Genomic DNA, 20715 nt, shown 5'->3' on the forward strand with positions numbered 1-20715 from the left:
TGAACTAGGTGGTCGCGCGCGCCCCTAACAGGCGTTACTGGCCCGAAATAAACGTAGGAGCGAGCGCAGCTCGCGATGCGCCGCGCGGGCGGCGCTCGATCTCACAGGCGCTGAAACACCACCGGCGAGCACCAGGCCATTACTTCTCCGTCCACTCCTTCACACGCTCAGGGTGCTTGGCCACCCAATCCTTGGCGGCAGCATCAGGCTTGGCACCTTCCTGGATGGCCAGCATCACTTCGCCGATCTCATCCTTGGACTGCCAGCTGAATTTCTTCAGAAATTCTGCAACTTCCGGGGCCTTGGTCGCCAGTTCCTTGCTGCCGATGCTGTTGACCGTCTCAGACGCGCCATATACGCCCTTCGGGTCTTCGAGGAACTTCAGCTTCCACTTGGCGAACATCCAGTGCGGCACCCAACCGGTAACTGCAATCGGCTGCTGCTTGGCATAGGCGCGGCCCAGCTCGGCGGTCATCGCCGCACCAGAGCTGGCCTGCAGCTTGTAGCCAGTGAGGTCGTAATCCTTGATGGCCTGCTCGGTCTTGATCATCACCCCGGAGCCTGCATCGATACCGACGATCTTCTGCTTGAAGCCGCTGTCGTTCTTGAGGTCAGCAATGCTGACGTCCTTGACGTACTCAGGGACGATCAGGCCAATCTTGGCATCCTTGAAGTTCGGGCCGTAATCGACCACGTTGTCTTTGTTCTTGGCCCAGTATTCACCATGGGTGACCGGCAGCCAGGCCGAGAGCATGGCGTCGAGCTTGCCAGTGGCTACACCCTGCCACATGATGCCGGTGGCCACGGCCTGCAGCTTCACGTCATAGCCGAGTTTCTGCTTGATCACTTCTGCGGCCACGTTGGTAGTCGCCACACTGTCAGCCCAACCATCCACGTAACCAATGCTTACTTCTTTGGCCATGGCCTGTGCAGCGCTCATGGCCAATACCAGGGCGCTACCCACACCCAGGAAACGGCGCATTATTGTAAAAGTAGCCATCAAAGCATCCCCTCGTCAGGTCTTGGAGATTGCATCATCTTCCTGCAACAAAGCCGGACCTGCTCCCACTGCGACCTGTAACCGCCCCATATGCGACAGCACTGTGCCATTAGCGGCATAGACTGACACGGCCCTGCGCGATCCTTGCATGCCAAAGCTTTGGCGCCGGGCTATCATCCTACGTTTTGCGCCTGATGATGGACCGCCCAATGCCCGTTGCTTCCCGCCTGCTGTGGCCGCTCTACCTGCTCGCTTGCCTGCTCGCCCTGCTTGGCCTGGGAGGGCTCTGGTATGGGCTGGGCAAGCCTGTGCTGCTGCCTGATGCGGCAAGCCCTAGCCACAAACTGCAATGCGCGTCCTACACCCCGTTCGACAAGGACCAGTCGCCCTTCGACCAGCCTTTTCGCCTGCGCCCGGCGCGGATGGATGCCGACCTGGCGCTGCTGGCCGAGCGCTTTCGGTGCATCCGCACCTACTCGATGACCGGTCTTGAGGCAATTCCGGCGCTTGCTCGCAAGCATGGGCTGAAAGTGATGCTCGGGGCCTGGGTCAACGCCAACCCTGGCGACACCGACAAAGAGGTGAACGCGCTGATCAGCGCCGCCAATGCCAACCCGGATGTGGTCAGTGCAGTGATCGTGGGCAACGAGACGCTGCTACGCAAGGAAGTCACTGGCGAGCGTCTGGCCGCATTGATCGAGCGGGTGAAAAGCCAGGTCAAGGTACCGGTCACCTATGCCGATGTCTGGGAGTTCTGGCTGCAGCACCCGCAGGTAGCCCCGGCGGTAGACTTTTTGACCATTCACCTGTTGCCGTACTGGGAAGATGACCCCCGCGGTATCGACGATGCCCTTGCCCATGTCGCCGAGGTGCGGCGGGTATTCGGCCAGCGCTTTGCGCCTAAAGACATTTTCATCGGCGAAACCGGCTGGCCCAGCGAAGGCCGCCAGCGCGAGACTGCCGTGCCGAGCCGGGTCAACGAGGCGCGCTTCATCCGTGGCTTCGTGAACATGGCCGAGGCCAATGGCTGGCACTACAACCTGATCGAAGCATTCGACCAGCCGTGGAAGCGTGCCAGCGAGGGCGCGGTGGGCGGCTATTGGGGGCTGTTCGATGCCGACCGGCAGGACAAAGGCGTGCTCGAGGGGCCGGTCAGCAATCTGCCGAACTGGCCGCAGTGGCTGCTGGCGAGCGGGTTGCTGGCAGCGCTGGCGCTGCTGATCGCAGGGCGCCCCGCTACTGCGCAGGCCGCCTTGCTACTACCGCTGCTGGCAGGCATGGGCGCGGGCTGCCTGGGATTGTGGGGCGAGCTGATGCGCACCCATGCACGGTTCGCCGGGGAATGGCTGTGGGCAGCGCTGCTGGCTGCGTTGAACCTGGTGGTGCTGGCCCATGCAGTGCTGGCGCTGGCACGGCGCAGCGGATGGCGTGAACGGCTGTTCGCCTGGCTACAGGCACGGGCTGGCTGGCTGTTGCTGGCTGCCGGGTTCGCGGCGGCGGTGAGCATGCTGGCAATGGTGTTCGACCCGCGTTACCGCAGCTTCCCCACCGCAGCCTTGACGCTGCCGGCGCTGGTTTACCTATTCAGGCCGGTGCCTGTACGGCGAGCGGAAGTGGCGTTGCTGGCCTTCATCATTGGGGCTGGGGTGCTACCGCAATTGTATCGGGAAGGGCTGCAGAACCAGCAAGCCTGGGGTTGGGCGGTGGTCAGTGTATTGATGACAGCAGCCCTGTGGCGCTGCTTGCGTCTGCGCCAAGCTTGAGAAGGGGCTGGCGTCTTATGGCGGGGTAGCACCGGCAACATACAGGCGTTTACCTGACCAACCGCAACCCCGCCAGCACCACAGCGAACACTGCAATGCTGGCGGTGTACAGCACCAATGCCGGTATCGCGAACACCAATGCCAACACGGCCAGCCACCACCCGGCACGCCCGGCTGCGAACTGCGCCACCAACGCCAGCCCTATCCCGCTCCACGCCAGCACCTGAAAGTGAATGGTCAAGCCAAGCAAGGCGCGCACCTGGCACTGCCAGTGGTCGCCTGGCCCGGCGCATAGGCCTACCCACTGCCCCGCTTCCATCAACTGGTAGCGCACGCCATAACTGGCGCTGAGCCAAAGGGCCAGAAACATTAGCGTTAGAGCGGCCGGCAGCGCTCGAGGCATGCTGTTCTCCAATACCCGTAATCGAAACCGTGAATGATCGCTTAAGACCTGCCTTAAGGCAAAATCGGCGACGCACCACTACATTTGCAGATAACCAGGGCACCAAAGGCCACCGCACTTGGCAACTTTGCCGAGGCCAGTGTGGTCATAGCCTGCGTACTGCACGAGCTTGAATCTTCTGGGGGAATACATGCTTCGATCTTGGCGCCTTGCCGCCCTTCTGGGTGGCCTGTTAATGGCTGCTGCCGCTTCGGCGCGGGATATCGACGCCGCGAGCTACGGCTACCCCTTGACCAACCCATTCGAGGCGACCATCGCCACCACGCCGCCGGAGCAGCGCCCGACCCTGCCCAGCGACGATGACATCGACCAATCGGACTACAGCCTCACCCTGCGCCCAGAACGGGAGTTCACCCTGCCCGACAACTTCTGGGCGGTGAAGAAACTCAAGTATCGACTGGCGCGCCAGGACCACCAAGCGCCGCTGATATTCCTCATTGCCGGCACCGGTGCGCCGTACTCCAGCACCATCAACGAGTACCTCAAGAAGCTGTTCTACCAGGCCGGTTACCATGTGGTGCAACTGTCCTCGCCGACCAGCTACGACTTCATGAGCGCTGCATCGCGCTTTGCCACCCCCGGAATCAGCCAGGAAGATGCCGAGGACCTGTACCGAGTGATGCAGGCCGTGCGTGCCCAGCATCCGCGCCTGCCGGTCAGTGACTTTTACCTGACAGGCTACAGCCTGGGGGCGCTGGACGCGGCCTTCGTCAGCCGCCTCGACGAAACCCGCCGCAGTTTCAACTTCAAGCGCGTGCTGTTGTTGAACCCGCCCGTGAACCTGTACACCTCGATCAACAACCTCGACAAACTGGTGCAGACCCAAGTCAAGGGCATCAACCGCAGTACCACCTTCTATGAGCTGATGCTGACCAAGTTGACCCGCTACTTCCAGGACAAAGGTTACGTCGACCTCAACGATGCGCTGCTGTATGACTTCCAGCAATCCAAGCAGCATCTGTCCAACGAACAGATGGCCATGCTCATCGGCACCTCGTTCCGCTTCTCGGCAGCTGACATCGCCTTTACCTCCGACTTGATCAACCGCCGCGGTTTGATCACCCCACCCAAGTACCCGATCACCGAGGGCAGCAGCCTGACGCCCTTCTTCAAGCGGGCCTTGCAATGCGACTTCGATTGCTACATGACCGAACAAGTGATCCCGATGTGGCGCGCCCGCACCGATGGCAACAGCATCCTGCAGCTGGTCAACCAGGTCAGCCTGTACGCGCTCGAGGACTACCTGCACAAGAGCGACAAAATCGCTGTGATGCACAACGCCGACGACCTGATCCTCGGCCCTGGGGACATCGGCTTTTTGCGTAAGGTCTTCGGTGATCGCCTGACCCTATACCCTCATGGCGGCCATTGCGGCAACCTCAATTACCGCGTCAACAGCGACGCCATGCTGGAGTTCTTCCGTGGCTAACAAATTTCTCCTTGCCAGCGCTCTATTGGTAGTCGCGGGTAGTGCCATTGCCGCTGAAACCGCGCCTCGGGCCAGTGTCGTCGAAGCCGACCCGCAAATTGCCGGGCCTGCGCCCCTGGCACCGGAATCCGACGGCTTTCTGGACCCACTGCGCGAGCTGAAATTCAACCCCGGGCTCGACCAGCGCGAGTTCGAACGCTCGACCCTGGAAGCATTGAACGTGTACGACCCACTGGAGTCGGTGAACCGGCGGATCTACCACTTCAACTACCGGCTCGACCAATGGGTGCTGCTGCCGGTGGTCAACGGTTACCAGTACGTTACACCCAGCTTCGTGCGCACCGGGGTAAGCAACTTCTTCAATAATCTGGGCGACGTGCCGAACCTGTTCAACAGCATTTTGCAGCTCAAGGCCAAGCGCTCGGCAGAAATCACCGCGCGGCTGATGTTCAACACTATCATTGGCGTTGGGGGCCTGTGGGACCCGGCAACCAGCATGGGCCTGCCGCGCCAGAGCGAGGACTTTGGTCAGACCCTGGGCTTCTACGGCGTACCGGAAGGGCCCTACTTGATGCTGCCACTGTTCGGCCCATCGAACCTGCGCGACACCGCCGGGCTGGCGGTGGACTACACCGGCGAGCAGGCCATCAACTACTTGAACGTGGCCGATGCCAGCAAGCGCTACCCGGAAATATTCGCACTGCGCGTGGTGGACAAGCGCTACACCACCAAATTCCGCTACGGGCAGCTCAACTCGCCGTTCGAGTATGAAAAGGTACGCTATGTCTACACCCAGGCGCGCAAGCTGCAGATAGCCGAGTAGCCCACAGGCCGGGCAGGCATGGCGGCGCCAATACCGTCAAAGAGGTCGGCCGGCACAGGCGGCCTCAAATGCCCAGGAACTGGCGCAACTCACGCTGTTTGGCCAACGCATCGCGCCGCCCCAGTTCGATCAGCTCGCTGCAGTAGCTGGCCTCGAACAGCAAATAACTCAGCACCCCGGCGCCGCTGGTGCGGGTAGCCCCCGGCCCACGCAGAAACAGGCGCAGCGCTGCCGGCAACTCGCTTCGGTGCCGTGCGGCAATCTCATCCAGTGGCTGACTCGGCGCGACCACCAGCACTTCGATCGGTGCCAACCCAAGACGCCGCGCGTCCAGGTGCGCGGGTAAGAGCCGCCCCAGGTGGTTCAGCCGCTGGAGCAGTTCGATATCGTCCTCGAGGCTGTCGATGAAGGTGCTGTTGAGCATGTGCGCGCCGATTTGCGCCAAACTCGGCTGCCGGCCGCTGTACACGCGCGGGCTGGGTAGCGGCGCGGTCGGGCCCTGCGGGTTGCCACTCACGCCAACCACCAGTACCCGGCTGGCCCCTAAGTGCAGGGCTGGGCTGATAGGCGCCGATTGGCGCACTGCACCGTCGCCATAGAATTCCTCTCCTAGCCGCACCGGGGCGAACAGCAGCGGGATCGCAGCACTGGCTAGCAGGTGGTCGAGAGTCAGTGCCGTAGGCACCCCGATGCGGCGGTGTCGCAGCCAGGGCTCGATGGTGCCCCGGCCTTGATAGAACGTCACAGCCTGCCCACTTTCATAACCAAACGCCGTCACTGCCACAGCCCGCAGTTGCTCGGCAGCGATGGCGTGGCCAATGCCATCAAGGTCCAGGTGTTCAGCCAACAACCCCCGTAACGGGCTGCTGTCGAGCAAGGCCACCGGCACTTGGCTACCAATGCCCAGCAGGTTGTGGCTGACGAAGCGACTGGCCTGGCGTACTACGCCGGGCCAGTCGCTGCGGATCACCAGGTGGCTGCGAAAGTGCTGCCAGAAGCGGGTCAGGCGTTGGACCGCATCGCCAAAGTGAGTGGCGCCGCTGGCCAAGGTGACCGCGTTGATGGCACCGGCCGAGGTGCCCACGATGACCGGGAACGGGTTACGTGCGCCCGGCGGCAGCAGCTCGGCGATCCCTGCCAGCACACCGACCTGATACGCGGCACGGGCGCCGCCGCCAGAAAGAATCAGGCCAGTGGTTGAGGTCATCGATGCCTTCCTGGATAAGTGGGTTTCAGGCTCCGAACAGGCTCAGCGCTGTTTTCTGTCATACAGCCGCGGCTCACCCTCGGGCCGCGATTTGAAGCGCCGATGCGCCCACAGGTACTGCTCTGGGCACTCGCGCAGCACGCTTTCGACCCACTGGTTGATGCGCAGGCAATCGGCCTCTTCGCTTTCACCTGGGAACCCTTCGAGCGGTGGGTGGATAACCAGACGATAGCCGCTACCGTCTTCCAGCCGCCGCTGGGTGAACGGAATCACCTGTGCCTTGCCCAAGCGGGCGAACTTGCTGGTGGCGGTGACCGTGGCTGCTGGGATACCGAACAGCGGCACGAAGATACTTTGCTTGGTGCCGTAATCCTGGTCCGGCGCGTACCAGATCGCCCGGCCCGAGCGCAGCAACTTGAGCATGCCACGCACGTCATCACGTTCCACTGCCAGCGAATCCTGATTGTGTCGCTCCCGGCCATTGCGCTGGATGAAGTCGAACAGCGGGTTGCCGTGCTCGCGATACATGCCGTCGATGGTATGGGCCTGGCCAAGCAGCGCGGCGCCGATTTCCAGGGTGGTGAAATGCACCGCCATGAGGATGGCGCCCTGCCCGGCCTGCTGCGCAGCCTGCAGGTGCTCGAGCCCCTCGATGTGGGCAAGACGCGCCAGGCGGGCTTTGGGCCACCACCAGCTCATGGCCATTTCAAAGAAGGCGATACCGGTGGATGCGAAATTGGCCTTGAGCAAACGCCGCCGTTCGTCGTCGGACAACGCCGGGAAGCACAGCTCCAGGTTGCGCGCTGCGATACGCCGGCGCTCGCCAGCCACACGGTACATCAGCGCGCCCAAGGCGCTGCCCAGCCATAGCAGGGCACGATAAGGCAACTGCACCACCAGCCACAGCAGACCCAGGCCAAGCCACAGGCCCCAGAAACGCGGGTGCAGAAAATAGGGTCTAAAACGCGGGCGGTCCATTGAAGCTTCCGGTAAGACAAAGGCCGAGCATTCTACATCGGATCGGCTCCGGTTGCGGCCAACCGGTCTTATCGCTATAAGTCAGGGCACTTTTTTCGCAACAAGCCGTCTATGCAGACCATGAGCCCAAACCAAACACCCGACACCGCCTCCGTGTTCCAGCTCAAGGGCAGCATGCTCGCCATCACCGTGCTGGAACTGGGGCGCAACGACCTCGAAGCCCTCGACCGCCAGTTGGCGGCAAAGGTGGCACTGGCCCCCAATTTCTTCAGCAATACACCGCTGGTGCTGGCGCTGGACAAGTTGCCGGCCGACGAAGGGGCGATCGACTTGCCCGGGCTGATGCGCATCTGCCGCCACCATGGCCTGCGCACCCTGGCCATCCGCGCCAGCCGCATCGAGGACATCGCCGCAGCGATCGCCATCGACCTGCCGGTGCTGCCGCCGTCCGGCGCCCGTGAGCGGCCGCTGGAACCTGAGCCTGAGGTGAAGAAAGCCGAACCTGCCCCGGCGCCGGCACCCGAACCCGAGCCGCAGGTACGCCCGACCCGCATCATCACCTCGCCAGTAAGAGGTGGTCAGCAGATCTACGCCCAGGGTGGCGACTTGATCGTCACCGCCTCGGTCAGCCCAGGTGCGGAACTTCTTGCCGATGGCAACATCCATGTGTACGGCGCGATGCGTGGCCGGGCATTGGCTGGCATCAAAGGCAACACCAAGGCACGTATCTTCTGCCAGCAGATGACCGCTGAAATGGTTTCGATCGCCGGCCAGTACAAAGTGTGCGAAGACCTGCGCCGCGACCCGTTGTGGGGCGCTGGCGTGCAAGTCAGCCTGTCCGGTGACGTGTTGAACATCACCCGTCTTTAACGGATACTTGCCGTCATTTTTAGAGCAACTTTTTTAACGGTTGCCATTATTTGCATTTTGCATGGGACATGCGTCCCAACTTATTTAGGGGTGAAACACCTTGGCCAAGATTCTCGTCGTTACTTCCGGCAAAGGGGGTGTGGGCAAGACCACCACCAGCGCCGCCATCGGCACCGGCCTCGCACTGCGCGGCCACAAGACGGTCATCGTCGACTTCGACGTGGGCCTGCGTAACCTCGACCTGATCATGGGCTGCGAGCGCCGCGTAGTGTACGACTTTGTCAACGTGGTCAACGGCGAGGCCAACCTGCAGCAGGCCCTGATCAAGGACAAGCGCCTCGAGAACCTGTTCGTGCTGGCTGCCAGCCAGACCCGCGACAAAGACGCGCTGACCCAGGAAGGCGTGGAAAAAGTGTTGATGGAACTGAAAGAACAGTTCGATTACGTGATCTGCGACTCCCCCGCCGGTATCGAAAAAGGCGCCCACCTGGCGATGTATTTCGCCGACGAAGCCATCGTCGTGACCAACCCTGAAGTTTCTTCGGTACGTGACTCCGATCGCATGCTGGGTATCCTGTCGAGCAAGTCGCGACGCTCCGAGAACGGCGAAGAGCCGATCAAGGAACACTTGCTGATCACCCGCTACCACCCAGAGCGCGTCGAGAAAGGCGAAATGCTCAGCATCGCCGACGTCGAAGAAATCCTGGCGATCAAACTCAAGGGCGTGATCCCAGAGTCGCAAGCCGTTCTGAAGGCCTCCAACCAGGGTATCCCGGTAATCCTCGACGACCAGAGCGATGCCGGCCAGGCTTACAGCGACACGGTCGACCGCCTCCTGGGCAAAGAGAAACCCCTGCGTTTCATCGAAGTGCCGAAGCAAGGATTCTTCGCGCGCCTGTTTGGAGGCAAATAAACCATGAACCTTTTTGACTTCTTTCGTGGCAGACAGAAACAGTCCAGCGCGTCGGTAGCGAAAGAGCGTCTACAGATCATCGTGGCGCATGAGCGCGGCCAGCGCAGCGAGCCGGACTACCTGCCGGCGCTGCAGAAAGAACTGCTGGAAGTGATCCGCAAGTATGTGAACATCGGCAACGACGATGTGCATATCGAGCTGGAAAACCAAGGCAGCTGCTCGATTCTGGAGCTGAACATCACCTTGCCTGATCGCTGATTTGGCTTGAAGCTGGGGCCGCATTGCCGCCCTTTCGCGACCCAAGCCCGCTCCCACACAGGCTATGCAATGCCCTGTGGGAGCGGCCTTGTGTCGCCAAGGGCGGCAATGCGGCCCCGCTGTTTTTCCCTGATTTGACCGAGACCCTGCAATGCCGCTGTCGAACATCCAGATCCTCCATGAAGACGCCGCCATTCTGGTGATCAACAAGCCAACCCTGCTGTTGTCGGTGCCAGGCCGCGCCGAGGACAACAAGGACTGCCTGATCACTCGCCTGCAGCAAAACGGCTACCCGGACGCGCTGATCGTGCACCGCCTGGACTGGGAAACTTCCGGCATCATCCTGCTGGCGCGAGATGCCGACAGCCACCGCGAGCTGTCGCGACAGTTCCATGACCGCGAAACCGAAAAGGCCTATACCGCATTGTGCTGGGGCCAACCTGAGCTGGACAGCGGCAGCATCGACCTGCCGCTGCGCTACGACCCGCCTACCAAGCCGCGGCATGTCGTCGACCATGAGCAGGGCAAGCATGCGCTGACCTTCTGGCGTGTTGTGGAACGTTACCAGGATCACTGCCGGGTCGAGCTGACGCCGATCACTGGCCGCTCGCATCAGTTGCGCGTGCACATGCTTTCGATCGGCCACCCGCTGCTGGGCGACCGCCTCTACGCCAACCCGCAGGCGCTTGCAGCACATGTACGGCTGTGCCTGCATGCCTCGATGCTGAGCTTCACCCACCCAGTCAGCGGTGAGCGCTTGAAGTTCGAGTGCCCTGCCCCCTTCTGAAGTCATCTGCGTTAAACTCGCGCCACTGCTGTCTGGAGTGAGTTATGCGCGAAGCACTGAATACCGGCCTGATCGAATTCCTCAAGGCCTCCCCGACGCCTTTCCATGCCACCGCCAGCCTGGCCCAGCGCCTGGAGGCGGCCGGCTATCAGCGCCTGGACGAGCGTGACAGCTGGGCCACGGTGCCGGGCGGGCGCTATTACGTTACCCGCAACGACTCCTCGATCATCGCCATCAAGCTGGGCAAGCAGCCAGCGCTGCTCAATGGTATTCGCATGGTAGGCGCGCATACCGACAGCCCGTGCCTGCGGGTCAAGCCGCAGCCTGAGCTGCAACGCCAGGGCTTCCTGCAACTGGGCGTAGAGGTGTATGGCGGTGCGCTGCTGGCGCCGTGGTTCGACCGCGACCTGTCGCTGGCTGGGCGGGTCACCTTCCGCCGCGATGGCAAGGTCGAAAGCCAACTGATCGACTTCAAACTGCCGATAGCCGTCATCCCCAACCTGGCCATTCACCTGAACCGCACCGCCAACGAAGGCTGGCACATCAACCCACAGAACGAACTGCCGCCGATTCTGGCTCAGGTCGCCGGGGACGAACGCATCGACTTTCGCGCCGTGCTCACCGAACAGCTGGCTCGCGAGCACGAGCTCAATGCAGACGTGGTGCTCGATTACGAGCTGAGCTTCTACGACACCCAGGACGCTGCATTGATCGGCCTGCACGGCGACTTCATCGCCGGCGCTCGCCTGGACAACCTGCTGTCATGCTACGCCGGCCTACAGGCCCTGCTGGCGGCAGACAGCGATGAAACCTGTGTGCTGGTGTGCACCGACCATGAAGAAGTCGGCAGCTGCTCGGCCTGCGGCGCCGACGGCCCGATGCTCGAGCAGACCTTGCAGCGCTTGCTGCCGGACGGCGACGCCTATGTCCGTACGATTCAGCGCTCGTTGATGGTTTCGGCCGACAACGCCCACGGCGTGCACCCCAACTACGCCGACAAGCATGACGGCAACCACGGGCCCAAGCTCAATGCCGGCCCGGTGATCAAGGTCAACAACAACCAGCGCTACGCCACCAACAGCGAAACGGCCGGGTTCTTCCGTCACCTGTGCATGGCCGAGGAAGTGCCGGTGCAAAGCTTCGTGGTGCGCAGCGACATGGGCTGTGGTTCGACTATCGGGCCAATCGCAGCCAGCCACCTTGGCGTACGTACCGTGGATATCGGCTTGCCGACCTTCGCCATGCACTCGATCCGCGAACTGTGCGGTAGCCACGACCTGGCTCACTTGGTGAAGGTGTTGAGCGCGTTCTATCGTAGCCGCGAGCTGCCTTGACCCTGCGCAGGGCCCGCTGCAATAGCACCGGCGGGCCCTGTTGGCAGGGGTCAGGCAAGGCGTCCAGGTTCAGGCGAACTGTGGGAGCCTGCTTGCGTGCTCGAACAATATTCACCAGCCATTCAGGCCCTGCTGACACTCAGCCGGTAGGGCCATCTATCGCTCATGCGTCTGGACTATGCTCTAAGTACAGCCACGCGAACGCAGAAGGATTACTGCCATGTCCCCCTTCCTTTCACTATTCGTACCGGTATTTCTGTTTCTGATGCTGCTGACCATTGGCTTCAGCCTGCGCGAGCGCAATGCAGGGGTGGTGATGATGTGGATCGGCACCTTGGGCATCTTCGGCCTCACGTGTTGGACGATCCTGGAGAAACTGCCGGCATAAACCTCTACACTCGGGCAATCGTTTTACCTGAGGTAGATTTCCCGGTGCCAGCCTTCCTGCGTTGCCTAGCCCTGTTGCTATTCTTCTTCATTGCCCCGGCCCACGCCGCGGGCTTGCCCAGCCTGCTGGGTTCGAGCGCCCCCGCCCAGCCCGAAGCCACCGAGCCACTGGGCAAATCGTTGGACGAGGTGATCAAGAACCTTGAAAACGACCAACAACGCGCCAAGCTGCTGGCGGACCTGAAGAAACTGCGCGACGCCACCAAGCAGTCACAACCTAGCGTGGAACAGGGTGTTCTTGGCCTGATCGGCAGCGCCCTTGGCGACTTCGAAAAACAGTTCAGCGGCGACTCCAGCCCCTTCCATCGCTGGTCACAGGAAATCGAGCAAGCCCAGGCCGAGCTGGTCGAGCTGATCGTACCGGTGCATCAGTGGCCGGCCATTCTGTTCGGCTTTGCTGCCGTGATCGCGGTCTGGAGCCTGCTGGCCTATGCCTTCAACTGGGTTGGCCACCGTGTGCGGGTGCGGTTCGGCCTGACCGAAGAACTGCCGCAACACCCGCGTACCTGGGACCTGGTGCGCTTCGCTTTGCGCAAGCTGGGACCCTGGCTGGTAGCCCTTATCTTCACGGTATACCTAAGCTTCGCCCTGCCGCCGTCGCTGGGTAAATCGCTGGCCATGGTGCTGGCCTATGCCTTGGTCGTGGGCACCTGCTTCTCGGCCATCTGCGTGATCGCCTTCTCGCTGCTCGACGGGCCCCACCGGCACCGCGCACTGCACATCCTGCGCCACCAGGCGTTTCGCCCGCTGTGGCTGATCGGCAGTTTCGCCGCCTTTGGCGAAGCTATGAGCGACCCACGCATGCTGGTCGCCCTGGGTACCCACCTGGCCCACGCTTTGGCAACCTTGGCCAACGTGATCGCAGCGCTGTCCTCGGGCCTGTTCATCCTGCGCTTTCGCAGGCCGATCGCTCACCTGATCCGCAACCAGCCGCTGAACCGACGCCTGACCCGGCGTACCCTGAGCGACACCATCGAGATTCTCGGCAGCTTCTGGTTCGTGCCGGCTCTGATCCTGGTAGCCGTGTCGCTGTTCGCTACCTTCATCTCCGCAGGCGACACCAGCACGGCCTTGCGCCAGTCGCTGATGTGCACCGTACTGGTAGTGGTGTGCATGGTGCTCAACGGCCTGGTGCGTCGCCACGCGGCGAACCCCAAACGTGCCACCAAGCGCCAGGCGGTCTATGCCGAGCGCCTGCGCAATTTCGGCTACCTGCTGGTGCACTTGTTCATCTGGCTGATATTCATCGAGTTGGGGCTGCGCGTGTGGGGCCTGTCGATGATCGGTTTCGCCCAAGGTGACGGGCATGACGTAAGCGTGCGCCTGATGGGCCTGGCCGGCACGCTGATCGTCGCCTGGCTGGTGTGGATTCTCGCCGACACCGCCGTGCACCACGCCTTGGTGCGTTCGCGACGGGGCATGGCCAACGCCCGCGCGCAGACCATGATGCCGCTGATCCGCAACGTGATGTTCGTGGTGATCTTCATCATCGCGCTGATCGTCGCCCTGGCCAACATGGGCATGAACGTCACCCCGCTGCTGGCCGGTGCCGGTGTCATCGGCCTGGCCATCGGTTTTGGCGCGCAGTCGCTGGTGGCCGACCTGATCACCGGGTTGTTCATCATCATCGAAGACTCGCTGGCGATCGACGACTACGTCGATGTGGGTGGCCACTTGGGCACGGTGGAGGGCCTGACCATCCGCACCGTGCGCCTGCGTGACATCGACGGCATCGTGCATACCATTCCGTTCAGCGAAATCAAGAGCATCAAGAACTACTCCCGCGAGTTTGGCTATGCGATCTTCCGCGTGGCCATTCCCCACAGCATGAACATCGACCAGGCGATCACACTGATCCGAGAAGTTGGGCAGAAGCTGCGCAACGATCCACTGATGCGTCGCAATATCTGGTCGCCGCTGGAATTGCAGGGGGTGGAGAGTTTCGAGTCAGGCTCGGCAGTCTTGCGGGCACGTTTCAAGACCGCGCCGATCAAGCAGTGGGAAGTGTCGCGGGCCTTCAACCTGGCGCTCAAGCGCCAGCTCGATGAGGCCGGGCTGGATCTGGCAACCCCACGCCTGTCGGTGCAAGTCGTCACCGCAGGTGGCGGTGGCATGGCCGAAACCGGCGACCGCAGCTAGCGCCTCAACCGGCCTGGGCACGAATGCAGATCGCATCGTGCCGCCAATACTCCAGGTCACAGTCGATCAAGCGCCCATGCTGGTCGCTGTTGACCCGGGTGATGTGCAAGCCTGGGCTCCCCGCCGACACCTTCAATGCTCCAGCTGCGGCCACCGGCAGCGCAGTCGGCAGGATTTCGAAACACACCTGCCCATAGCGGATGCCGTAGACGCGCTCGTAGAGCTCGGTCAGCGAGTGCGCCAGTTCGTGCTCGAGTATGCCAGGGAAATAATTCGGGTTGAGGTAGTGCTCGGCATACAACACCGCCCGCCCATCGATGCGCCGCAAGCGGCAGATGCGCACCACGCTCGATAGCGCTGGCAGCTGCAACCTTGCGCAGATCGCCGCAGACGCAGGTTGAAGGCGCGCCGAGAGCAACTCGGTACTCGCTACCCGCCCCTGACTGCGCACCATCGCGTGAAAATGGCTACGCTCGATCAGGTCGTAGGTCAGCCGTTGCGCAGCGACGAACCAACCGCGCCGCTCCTCCCGATAGATCAAGCCCAGCGCTTCGAGCTGCACCAACGCCTCGCGCAGGGTAATGCGGGTGGTGGCGAACACCTCACTGAGCTTGCGTTCGGCAGGTAGCTTCCCGCCCGGTGCCAACAGGCCGTGCTCGATCTGCTCCTGCAAGGCATGGCAGATAGCTGTTACCGCCCGTGGTGGCGTCGATTGCATCAAAAGGTTACCTATCTGGACTAGTCCAGCCCCATAACGGGGCCTTTGGAGAATAGTGCAAGCCTAGGCAGGGCTGATGAACATCCCATGACAAAGGCTGTGTCCAGCCATTGCCAGAAACGCGCCAAGCCAGCAAAACCGCGGGCGGTGCTTGGTCTACGCTGTAGCTTCAGGGCGGGCGACGGCCCCGCCCTACATCAAACTGTCACGCAAACGGCCTACCTTGGCTCAAGCTTTGCTGACCTAGACCAACGGTCGGCATTAACCGCTTCACTCATAACAACGATCGCTTTAGGCACCCACCCAAGGAGCTTCGGATGAAAAAGTTGTTCATGGCGTCACTGCTTGGCTCGGCCATTACCCTGTGCACCTCGGCGATGGCCGCCGGCCCCGACCTCAAAGCCCTGGAAGATGCAGCCCGCAAGGAAGGCACAATCAACAGCGTGGGCATGCCCGATGTCTGGGCCAACTGGAAAGGCACCTGGGATGATCTGGCCAGCCAATACGGCCTCAAACACAGCGATACCGACATGAGTTCGGCACAGGAAATCGCCAAGTTCGAAGCCGAGAAAGACAACGCCAGTGCCGACATTGGCGATGTGGGTGCGGCATTCGGCCCGATCGCCGCGGCCAAGGGCATCACTGCGCCGTACAAGCCTAGTACCTGGGACCAGGTACCGGTGTGGGCCAAGGATCAGGACGGCCACTGGGCGCTGGCCTATACCGGCACCATCGCCTTCATCATCAACAAGGACCTGGTCAAGGAGGGCGAGCGCCCGACCAGCTGGCAGGACCTGGAAAAAGGCAAATACAAGGTCGCCATCGGTGACGTCGCCACCGCCGCTCAAGCTGCCAATGGCGTGTTGGCGGCAGCCATCGCCTTCAAGGGTGACGAGAAGAATATAGAACCGGGTCTGCAGTTGTTCACCAAGCTGGCCCAGCAAAATCGGTTGTCTTTGGCCAACCCGACCATCCAAACCATCGAGAAAGGCGAGGTCGAAGTGGGCGTGGTCTGGGACTTCAACGGTCTGAGCTACCGAGAGCAGATCGACCCCAAGCGCTTCGAGGTGCTGATCCCCTCCGACGGCTCGGTGATCTCCGGCTACACCACCATCATCAACAAGTACGCCAAGCATCCCAATGCCGCCAAGCTTGCGCGTGAGTACATTTTCAGCGATGCCGGGCAGATCAACCTGGCCAAGGGGCACGCTAGGCCGATCCGGGCCGAGCATCTGAAGTTGCCGGAGGACGTGCAGGCCAAGCTGCTGCCTAACGAGCAATACAAGGCCGCCAAACCGATCGAGGATGCCGCTGGATGGGAAGCGACTTCCAAGGCGCTGCCGCAAAAATGGCAGGAGCAAGTGATCATCGAGATGAAGTGAGGCGCCGGCTCTTGTAGTGCCTGACCCGCCCCTTTCGCGGTGGTTCACCGAGTGCCGAACCACCGCGCAAAGCCTGATTGGAGTAAGCATGCAACACAACGTCATTCTGGTCCTGCTCGACGGCCTCAACTATCAGGTGGCCCACCATGCCATGGGCCACCTGCACGCCTACGTCGAGGCCGATCGCGCTGCGCTGTACCGGGTGGAATGCGAGCTGCCGTCGCTGTCCCGGCCGCTGTACGAGTGCATCCTCACGGGTGTGGCCCCCATCGACAGCGGCATCGTGCATAACAACGTCAACCGCCTGTCCAACCAGCGCAGCGTGTTCCATTATGCCCGGGAGGCCAACCTGGGCACCGCGGCGGCGGCCTATCACTGGGTGAGCGAGTTGTACAACCGCTCCCCTTTCGATCCACAGCGCGATCGACACACCCATGCGCCCAAGCTGCCGATCCAGCATGGGCTGTTCTACTGGGACGACCGCTACCCGGATTCGCACCTGCTGGCCGATGGCGAGTATTTGCGTCGCCGGCATGCGCCCAATTTTCTCCTGGTGCACCCTATGAGCATCGACGATGTCGGCCACCACCACGGCCTGGACAGCAGCCAGTACCGTAACGCCGCGCGCAGCGCGGACATCCTGCTGGCCGACTATTTGCCCGGCTGGCTGGAGGAGGGTTATCAGGTGATCGTCACCGCCGACCACGGCATGAACAATGACCGTTCGCACAACGGCCTGCTGGCTGAAGAACGTGAAGTACCGCTGTTCGTGTTCGGCGACGGCTTCAGCCTTGACCCGGCCGCCAAACCCCTGCAGACCGAGTTGTGCGGCACGATCTGCGAACTGCTGGGTGCGGCCCATGACAAGACCGTCTGCCGGGAGCTGCTCAAGTGAAGGCCGGCAATCGGAGCCGTTACCTGGCGCTGCTGTGTCTGCTGCCGTTCGCAGTGTTCTTCATCATCTTCCAGATCGCACCGCTCGCTTGGGTGGCCATCAACAGCCTGCAATCGCAAGCAGGCTGGGGCATGGAAAACTTCAGCAAGGTGTTCGCCTCGAAATTTTATTTGCAGGCCCTGCAGCGCAGCCTGGAAATCAGCTTCTGGTCCAGCCTGTTCGGCATCGTCATCGCAACCCTTGGCGCCTACTCGCTGCGCCAGGTCGACTCGAAGCTGCGCGACTTCGTCAGTGCCTTCGCCAACATGACCAGCAATTTCGCCGGGGTGCCGCTGGCCTTCGCCTTCATCATTCTGCTCGGTTTCAACGGCGCGCTGACTCTGCTACTGAAACAGGTCGGCCTGCTGGAGGACTTCAGTATCTACTCCAAGAGCGGACTGATCCTGGTGTACACCTACTTCCAGATCCCCCTTGGCGTATTGCTGCTCTACCCCGCCTTCGACGCCTTGCGCGAGGACTGGCGTGAATCGGCGGCGCTGCTGGGGGCCAGCCACTGGCAGTTCTGGCGCCATATCGGCCTGCCGGTGCTGACCCCAGCGCTGCTCGGCACCTTCGTCATCCTGCTGGCCAACGCGCTGGGTGCATACGCCACCGTGTATGCCCTGACCACCGGCAACTTCAATGTGCTGCCAATCCGCATCGCCGGCCTGGTGGCCGGTGACATCAGTCTTGATCCGAACCTGGCCAGTGCCCTGGCGATGGTGCTGGTGGGGCTGATGACAGTGGTGACGGTGGTTCATCAATGGCTGCTCAAGAGGAGCTACCATGCGCGCTGAACAATCATCTTCCGGGCTCTACCACCGGGTGGTGGTATACCTGCTGTTCCTGATCTTGCTGCTGCCGCTGGCCGGTACGCTGTTGTATTCGCTGGCAACCAGCTGGTCGGCGAGCCTGTTGCCCAGCGGCCTTACCTTCAAATGGTACGTCGCACTGTGGAGCGAACCGCGCTTTCTGGCTGCATTCGGCCAGTCGCTGCTGGTCTGCGTGGGTGCACTGCTGCTCTCGGTGGTGCTGATCCTGCCGCTGTTGTTCGTGGTGCACTATCACTTCCCGAAACTTGACGCGCTGATGAACATCCTCATCCTGCTGCCCTTTGCCGTACCGCCAGTGGTGTCGTCGGTAGGCCTGCTGCAGCTTTACGGCAGTGGGCCCATGGCAATGGTTGGCACGCCGTGGATCCTGATCGGCTGCTACTTCACCATCGCCCTGCCATTCATGTACCGAGCCATCACCAACAACCTGCAGGCGATAAACCTGCGCGACCTGATGGATGCCGCCCAGCTGCTTGGCGCCAGCACCTGGCAGGCCGCCATGCTGGTGGTACTGCCAAACCTGCGCAAAGGCCTGATGGTCGCCCTGCTGCTGTCGTTTTCATTCCTGTTCGGCGAGTTCGTGTTTGCCAACCTGTTGGTCGGCACTCGCTACGAAACCTTGCAGGTGTACCTGAACAACATGCGCAACAGCAGCGGGCACTTCAATAGCGCATTAGTGATCTCGTACTTCGCTTTCGTGCTGGTGCTGACCTGGGTCGCCAACCGCCTGAACAAGGACAAAACCTGACATGAGCTTCGTCAGCGTACAGAAATTGCAAAAAAGCTACGGCGGCAGCCCGGTGTTCGAGAACATCGACTGCCAGATCCAGCGGGGCGAGTTCGTCACCCTGCTGGGCCCCTCTGGCTGCGGCAAGTCCACCCTGCTGCGCTGCATCGCCGGGCTGACCCCGGTGGACGCTGGGCAGATCCTGCTGGACGGTGTCGATATCGTGCCCTTGAGCCCGCAAAAGCGCGGCATTGGCATGGTTTTCCAGAGCTATGCGCTGTTCCCCAACATGACCGTGGAACAGAACGTCGCGTTCGGCCTGCGCATGCAGAAGGTCAAGGCCGATGAAAGCCAGCAGCGGGTCCGCGAAGCCCTGGAACTGGTAGAGCTGGGCAGCTTCGCCGGGCGCTACCCGCATCAGCTGTCAGGCGGCCAGTGCCAGCGCGTGGCCCTGGCCCGCTCGCTGGTCACTCGCCCACGTCTGCTGCTGCTCGATGAGCCGTTGTCGGCGCTCGATGCACGCATCCGTAAACACCTGCGCGAGCAGATCCGGGCGATCCAGCGCGAGCTTGGCCTGACGACCATTTTCGTCACCCATGATCAGGAAGAAGCGCTGACCATGTCTGACCGGATCTTCCTCATGAACCAGGGCCGCATCGTCCAGAGCGGCGACGCCGAAACACTCTATACAGCGCCAGCGGACCTGTTCGCCGCAGGCTTTATCGGCAACTACAACCTGCTTGAGGCCGACAGCGCCAGCCGCCTGCTGCAGCGCACGGTGACCAGTCGCCTGGCGATCCGCCCGGAGTCGATCACCCTGGGTACCCACGGTGAACTGGACGCCCAGGTGCGCAGTCACAGCCTGCTGGGCAACGTCATCCGCTATCGCATAGAGGTGCGTGGGGTGGAACTGGTGGTCGATGTGCTCAACCGTTCGCCTGAAGACCTGCATGCCGATGGCCAGCGGGTATCCCTGTCGATCGACCCCACGGCGCTGCGTGAAGTGGCCTAAGGAGACTCAACACCATGGCACTGGCAATTTTCGATCTGGACGAAACCCTGATCAATGGCGACTGTGCGTCGCTGTGGAGCGAGCAGATGGCACGGCTGGGCTGGGTTGACGGCAAGGCCTTCCTGCGCCGCGACCATGAGCTGATGCAGGCTTACGGCAAAGGCCACCTGCAGATGGAAGACTATATGGCGTTCAGCCTGGAGCCCATCGCCGGGCGCACGCTGGAGGAAGTGGAGCACCTGGTCGAGCCGTGGGTCGAGGAGGTGATCGAACCGATCATCTACAGCGATGCGTGCCGTTGCATCGCCGAGCACCGCCAGCGCGGCGACCGGATTCTGATCATCTCGGCTTCTGGCACACACCTGGTCGGGCCGATCGCGGCGCGGCTAGGGGTGGATGAGTACTTGGCGATCGAACTGGAGGCGGTGAACGGAGTATTCACCGGTAGGACCCATGGCGTGTTGACCTATCGCGAAGGCAAGATCACCCGGTTGCTGGAGTGGCTGGACCAGGAGCAGGAGAACCTGGAGGGAGCGAGTTTCTATTCCGACTCGCGCAACGACCTGCCGTTGTTACTGAAGGTCGATCATCCCTATGCGGTGAACCCGGATGCGGTCTTGCGCGAGCACGCCCAGATAAATGGCTGGCCGATCTTGAACTGGAGCTGAAGCATTCAAAGGGCCGGCCCGGCCTGCTCG

General features: G+C 62.0%; 21 protein-coding genes. 16 read left to right on the plus strand and 5 right to left on the minus strand.

What is annotated here, in order from left to right:
- Positions 1–139 precede the first annotated feature (139 nt).
- Positions 140–1000 (minus strand): glycine betaine ABC transporter substrate-binding protein, encoded by an 861-nt coding sequence (locus tag ACK59H_RS16800; RefSeq protein ID WP_060478819.1) that lies wholly within the window; start codon positions 998–1000, stop codon positions 140–142.
- A 197-nt stretch (positions 1001–1197) separates the two neighbouring features.
- Here ACK59H_RS16800 and ACK59H_RS16805 point away from each other — a divergent pair, with 197 nt between their 5' ends.
- Positions 1198–2763: a beta (1-6) glucans synthase gene (locus ACK59H_RS16805; RefSeq protein WP_409264655.1), complete on the plus strand. Its 1566-nt coding sequence runs from the start codon at positions 1198–1200 to the stop codon at positions 2761–2763.
- Positions 2764–2812: 49 nt separating this feature from the next.
- On the opposite strand, the gene ACK59H_RS16810 is transcribed toward ACK59H_RS16805, so the two are convergent.
- The gene (locus ACK59H_RS16810; RefSeq protein WP_060478817.1) at positions 2813–3166 is read right to left on the minus strand and encodes a hypothetical protein; all 354 of its coding nucleotides are present in this window, start codon (positions 3164–3166) and stop codon (positions 2813–2815) included.
- A gap of 190 nt (positions 3167–3356) precedes the next feature.
- On the opposite strand from ACK59H_RS16810, the gene ACK59H_RS16815 reads away from it, so the two are divergent.
- Positions 3357–4655 carry a serine/threonine protein kinase gene (locus ACK59H_RS16815; protein WP_060478816.1) on the plus strand — a complete coding sequence of 433 codons (1299 nt, stop codon included), beginning with the start codon at positions 3357–3359 and terminating at the stop codon, positions 4653–4655.
- The gene (locus ACK59H_RS16820) at positions 4648–5478 is read left to right on the plus strand and encodes a VacJ family lipoprotein (RefSeq protein WP_060478815.1); all 831 of its coding nucleotides are present in this window, start codon (positions 4648–4650) and stop codon (positions 5476–5478) included. Before ACK59H_RS16815 ends, ACK59H_RS16820 begins: the two co-directional genes overlap by 8 nt.
- 64 nt (positions 5479–5542) lie before the next feature.
- Here the strand turns inward: ACK59H_RS16820 and ACK59H_RS16825 are convergent, their stop codons facing one another.
- Both ACK59H_RS16825 and ACK59H_RS16830 read right to left on the minus strand, forming a co-directional pair.
- On the minus strand, positions 5543–6685 hold the full coding sequence (locus tag ACK59H_RS16825) for a patatin-like phospholipase family protein (protein WP_409264646.1): 1143 nt from the start codon (positions 6683–6685) through the stop codon (positions 5543–5545).
- A 42-nt stretch (positions 6686–6727) separates the two neighbouring features.
- Complete coding sequence (locus ACK59H_RS16830; protein WP_060478813.1) at positions 6728–7663, minus strand: lipid A biosynthesis lauroyl acyltransferase; 936 nt, start codon at positions 7661–7663, stop codon at positions 6728–6730.
- A gap of 111 nt (positions 7664–7774) precedes the next feature.
- Between ACK59H_RS16830 and minC the strand changes: the two genes are divergently transcribed.
- The 7 genes from minC to ACK59H_RS16865 all read left to right on the plus strand — a co-directional run bounded on the left by minC (position 7775) and on the right by ACK59H_RS16865 (position 14411).
- Positions 7775–8533 carry a septum site-determining protein MinC gene (minC, locus tag ACK59H_RS16835; RefSeq protein ID WP_060478812.1) on the plus strand — a complete coding sequence of 253 codons (759 nt, stop codon included), beginning with the start codon at positions 7775–7777 and terminating at the stop codon, positions 8531–8533.
- A 100-nt stretch (positions 8534–8633) separates the two neighbouring features.
- Positions 8634–9446 carry a septum site-determining protein MinD gene (minD, locus tag ACK59H_RS16840; protein ID WP_054893840.1) on the plus strand — a complete coding sequence of 271 codons (813 nt, stop codon included), beginning with the start codon at positions 8634–8636 and terminating at the stop codon, positions 9444–9446.
- A 3-nt stretch (positions 9447–9449) separates the two neighbouring features.
- Positions 9450–9704 carry a cell division topological specificity factor MinE gene (gene minE / locus ACK59H_RS16845; protein ID WP_021782476.1) on the plus strand — a complete coding sequence of 85 codons (255 nt, stop codon included), beginning with the start codon at positions 9450–9452 and terminating at the stop codon, positions 9702–9704.
- Positions 9705–9855: 151 nt separating this feature from the next.
- Positions 9856–10491: an RluA family pseudouridine synthase gene (locus ACK59H_RS16850; protein ID WP_409264647.1), complete on the plus strand. Its 636-nt coding sequence runs from the start codon at positions 9856–9858 to the stop codon at positions 10489–10491.
- A 44-nt stretch (positions 10492–10535) separates the two neighbouring features.
- Complete coding sequence (locus ACK59H_RS16855; protein ID WP_060478810.1) at positions 10536–11825, plus strand: M18 family aminopeptidase; 1290 nt, start codon at positions 10536–10538, stop codon at positions 11823–11825.
- Positions 11826–12045: 220 nt separating this feature from the next.
- Positions 12046–12213, plus strand: coding sequence for a hypothetical protein (locus tag ACK59H_RS16860; protein ID WP_196375140.1), 168 nt, complete (start codon positions 12046–12048; stop codon positions 12211–12213).
- Positions 12214–12257: 44 nt separating this feature from the next.
- Positions 12258–14411, plus strand: a complete 2154-nt coding sequence (locus ACK59H_RS16865; protein ID WP_060478809.1) for a mechanosensitive ion channel family protein — start codon at positions 12258–12260, stop codon at positions 14409–14411.
- 4 nt (positions 14412–14415) lie between these two features.
- On the opposite strand, the gene ACK59H_RS16870 is transcribed toward ACK59H_RS16865, so the two are convergent.
- Complete coding sequence (locus ACK59H_RS16870) at positions 14416–15129, minus strand: UTRA domain-containing protein (RefSeq protein WP_409264648.1); 714 nt, start codon at positions 15127–15129, stop codon at positions 14416–14418.
- A gap of 317 nt (positions 15130–15446) precedes the next feature.
- Between ACK59H_RS16870 and ACK59H_RS16875 the strand changes: the two genes are divergently transcribed.
- The 6 genes from ACK59H_RS16875 to ACK59H_RS16900 all read left to right on the plus strand — a co-directional run bounded on the left by ACK59H_RS16875 (position 15447) and on the right by ACK59H_RS16900 (position 20685).
- Positions 15447–16511 (plus strand): ABC transporter substrate-binding protein, encoded by a 1065-nt coding sequence (locus ACK59H_RS16875; protein WP_409264649.1) that lies wholly within the window; start codon positions 15447–15449, stop codon positions 16509–16511.
- Between the two features lie 88 nt (positions 16512–16599).
- Positions 16600–17406, plus strand: coding sequence for an alkaline phosphatase family protein (locus tag ACK59H_RS16880; RefSeq protein ID WP_060478806.1), 807 nt, complete (start codon positions 16600–16602; stop codon positions 17404–17406).
- Complete coding sequence (locus tag ACK59H_RS16885; protein WP_060478805.1) at positions 17403–18242, plus strand: ABC transporter permease subunit; 840 nt, start codon at positions 17403–17405, stop codon at positions 18240–18242. Before ACK59H_RS16880 ends, ACK59H_RS16885 begins: the two co-directional genes overlap by 4 nt.
- Positions 18232–19026, plus strand: a complete 795-nt coding sequence (locus ACK59H_RS16890) for an ABC transporter permease (protein ID WP_060478804.1) — start codon at positions 18232–18234, stop codon at positions 19024–19026. Before ACK59H_RS16885 ends, ACK59H_RS16890 begins: the two co-directional genes overlap by 11 nt.
- A 1-nt stretch (position 19027) precedes the next feature.
- Positions 19028–20017 (plus strand): ABC transporter ATP-binding protein, encoded by a 990-nt coding sequence (locus tag ACK59H_RS16895; protein ID WP_409264650.1) that lies wholly within the window; start codon positions 19028–19030, stop codon positions 20015–20017.
- A 14-nt stretch (positions 20018–20031) separates the two neighbouring features.
- Complete coding sequence (locus ACK59H_RS16900; RefSeq protein ID WP_060478802.1) at positions 20032–20685, plus strand: HAD family phosphatase; 654 nt, start codon at positions 20032–20034, stop codon at positions 20683–20685.
- Positions 20686–20715 lie beyond the last annotated feature (30 nt).

The sequence above is a fragment of the Pseudomonas sp. KCJK9000 genome (assembly GCF_046230725.1).
GTDB lineage: Bacteria > Pseudomonadota > Gammaproteobacteria > Pseudomonadales > Pseudomonadaceae > Aquipseudomonas > Aquipseudomonas promysalinigenes.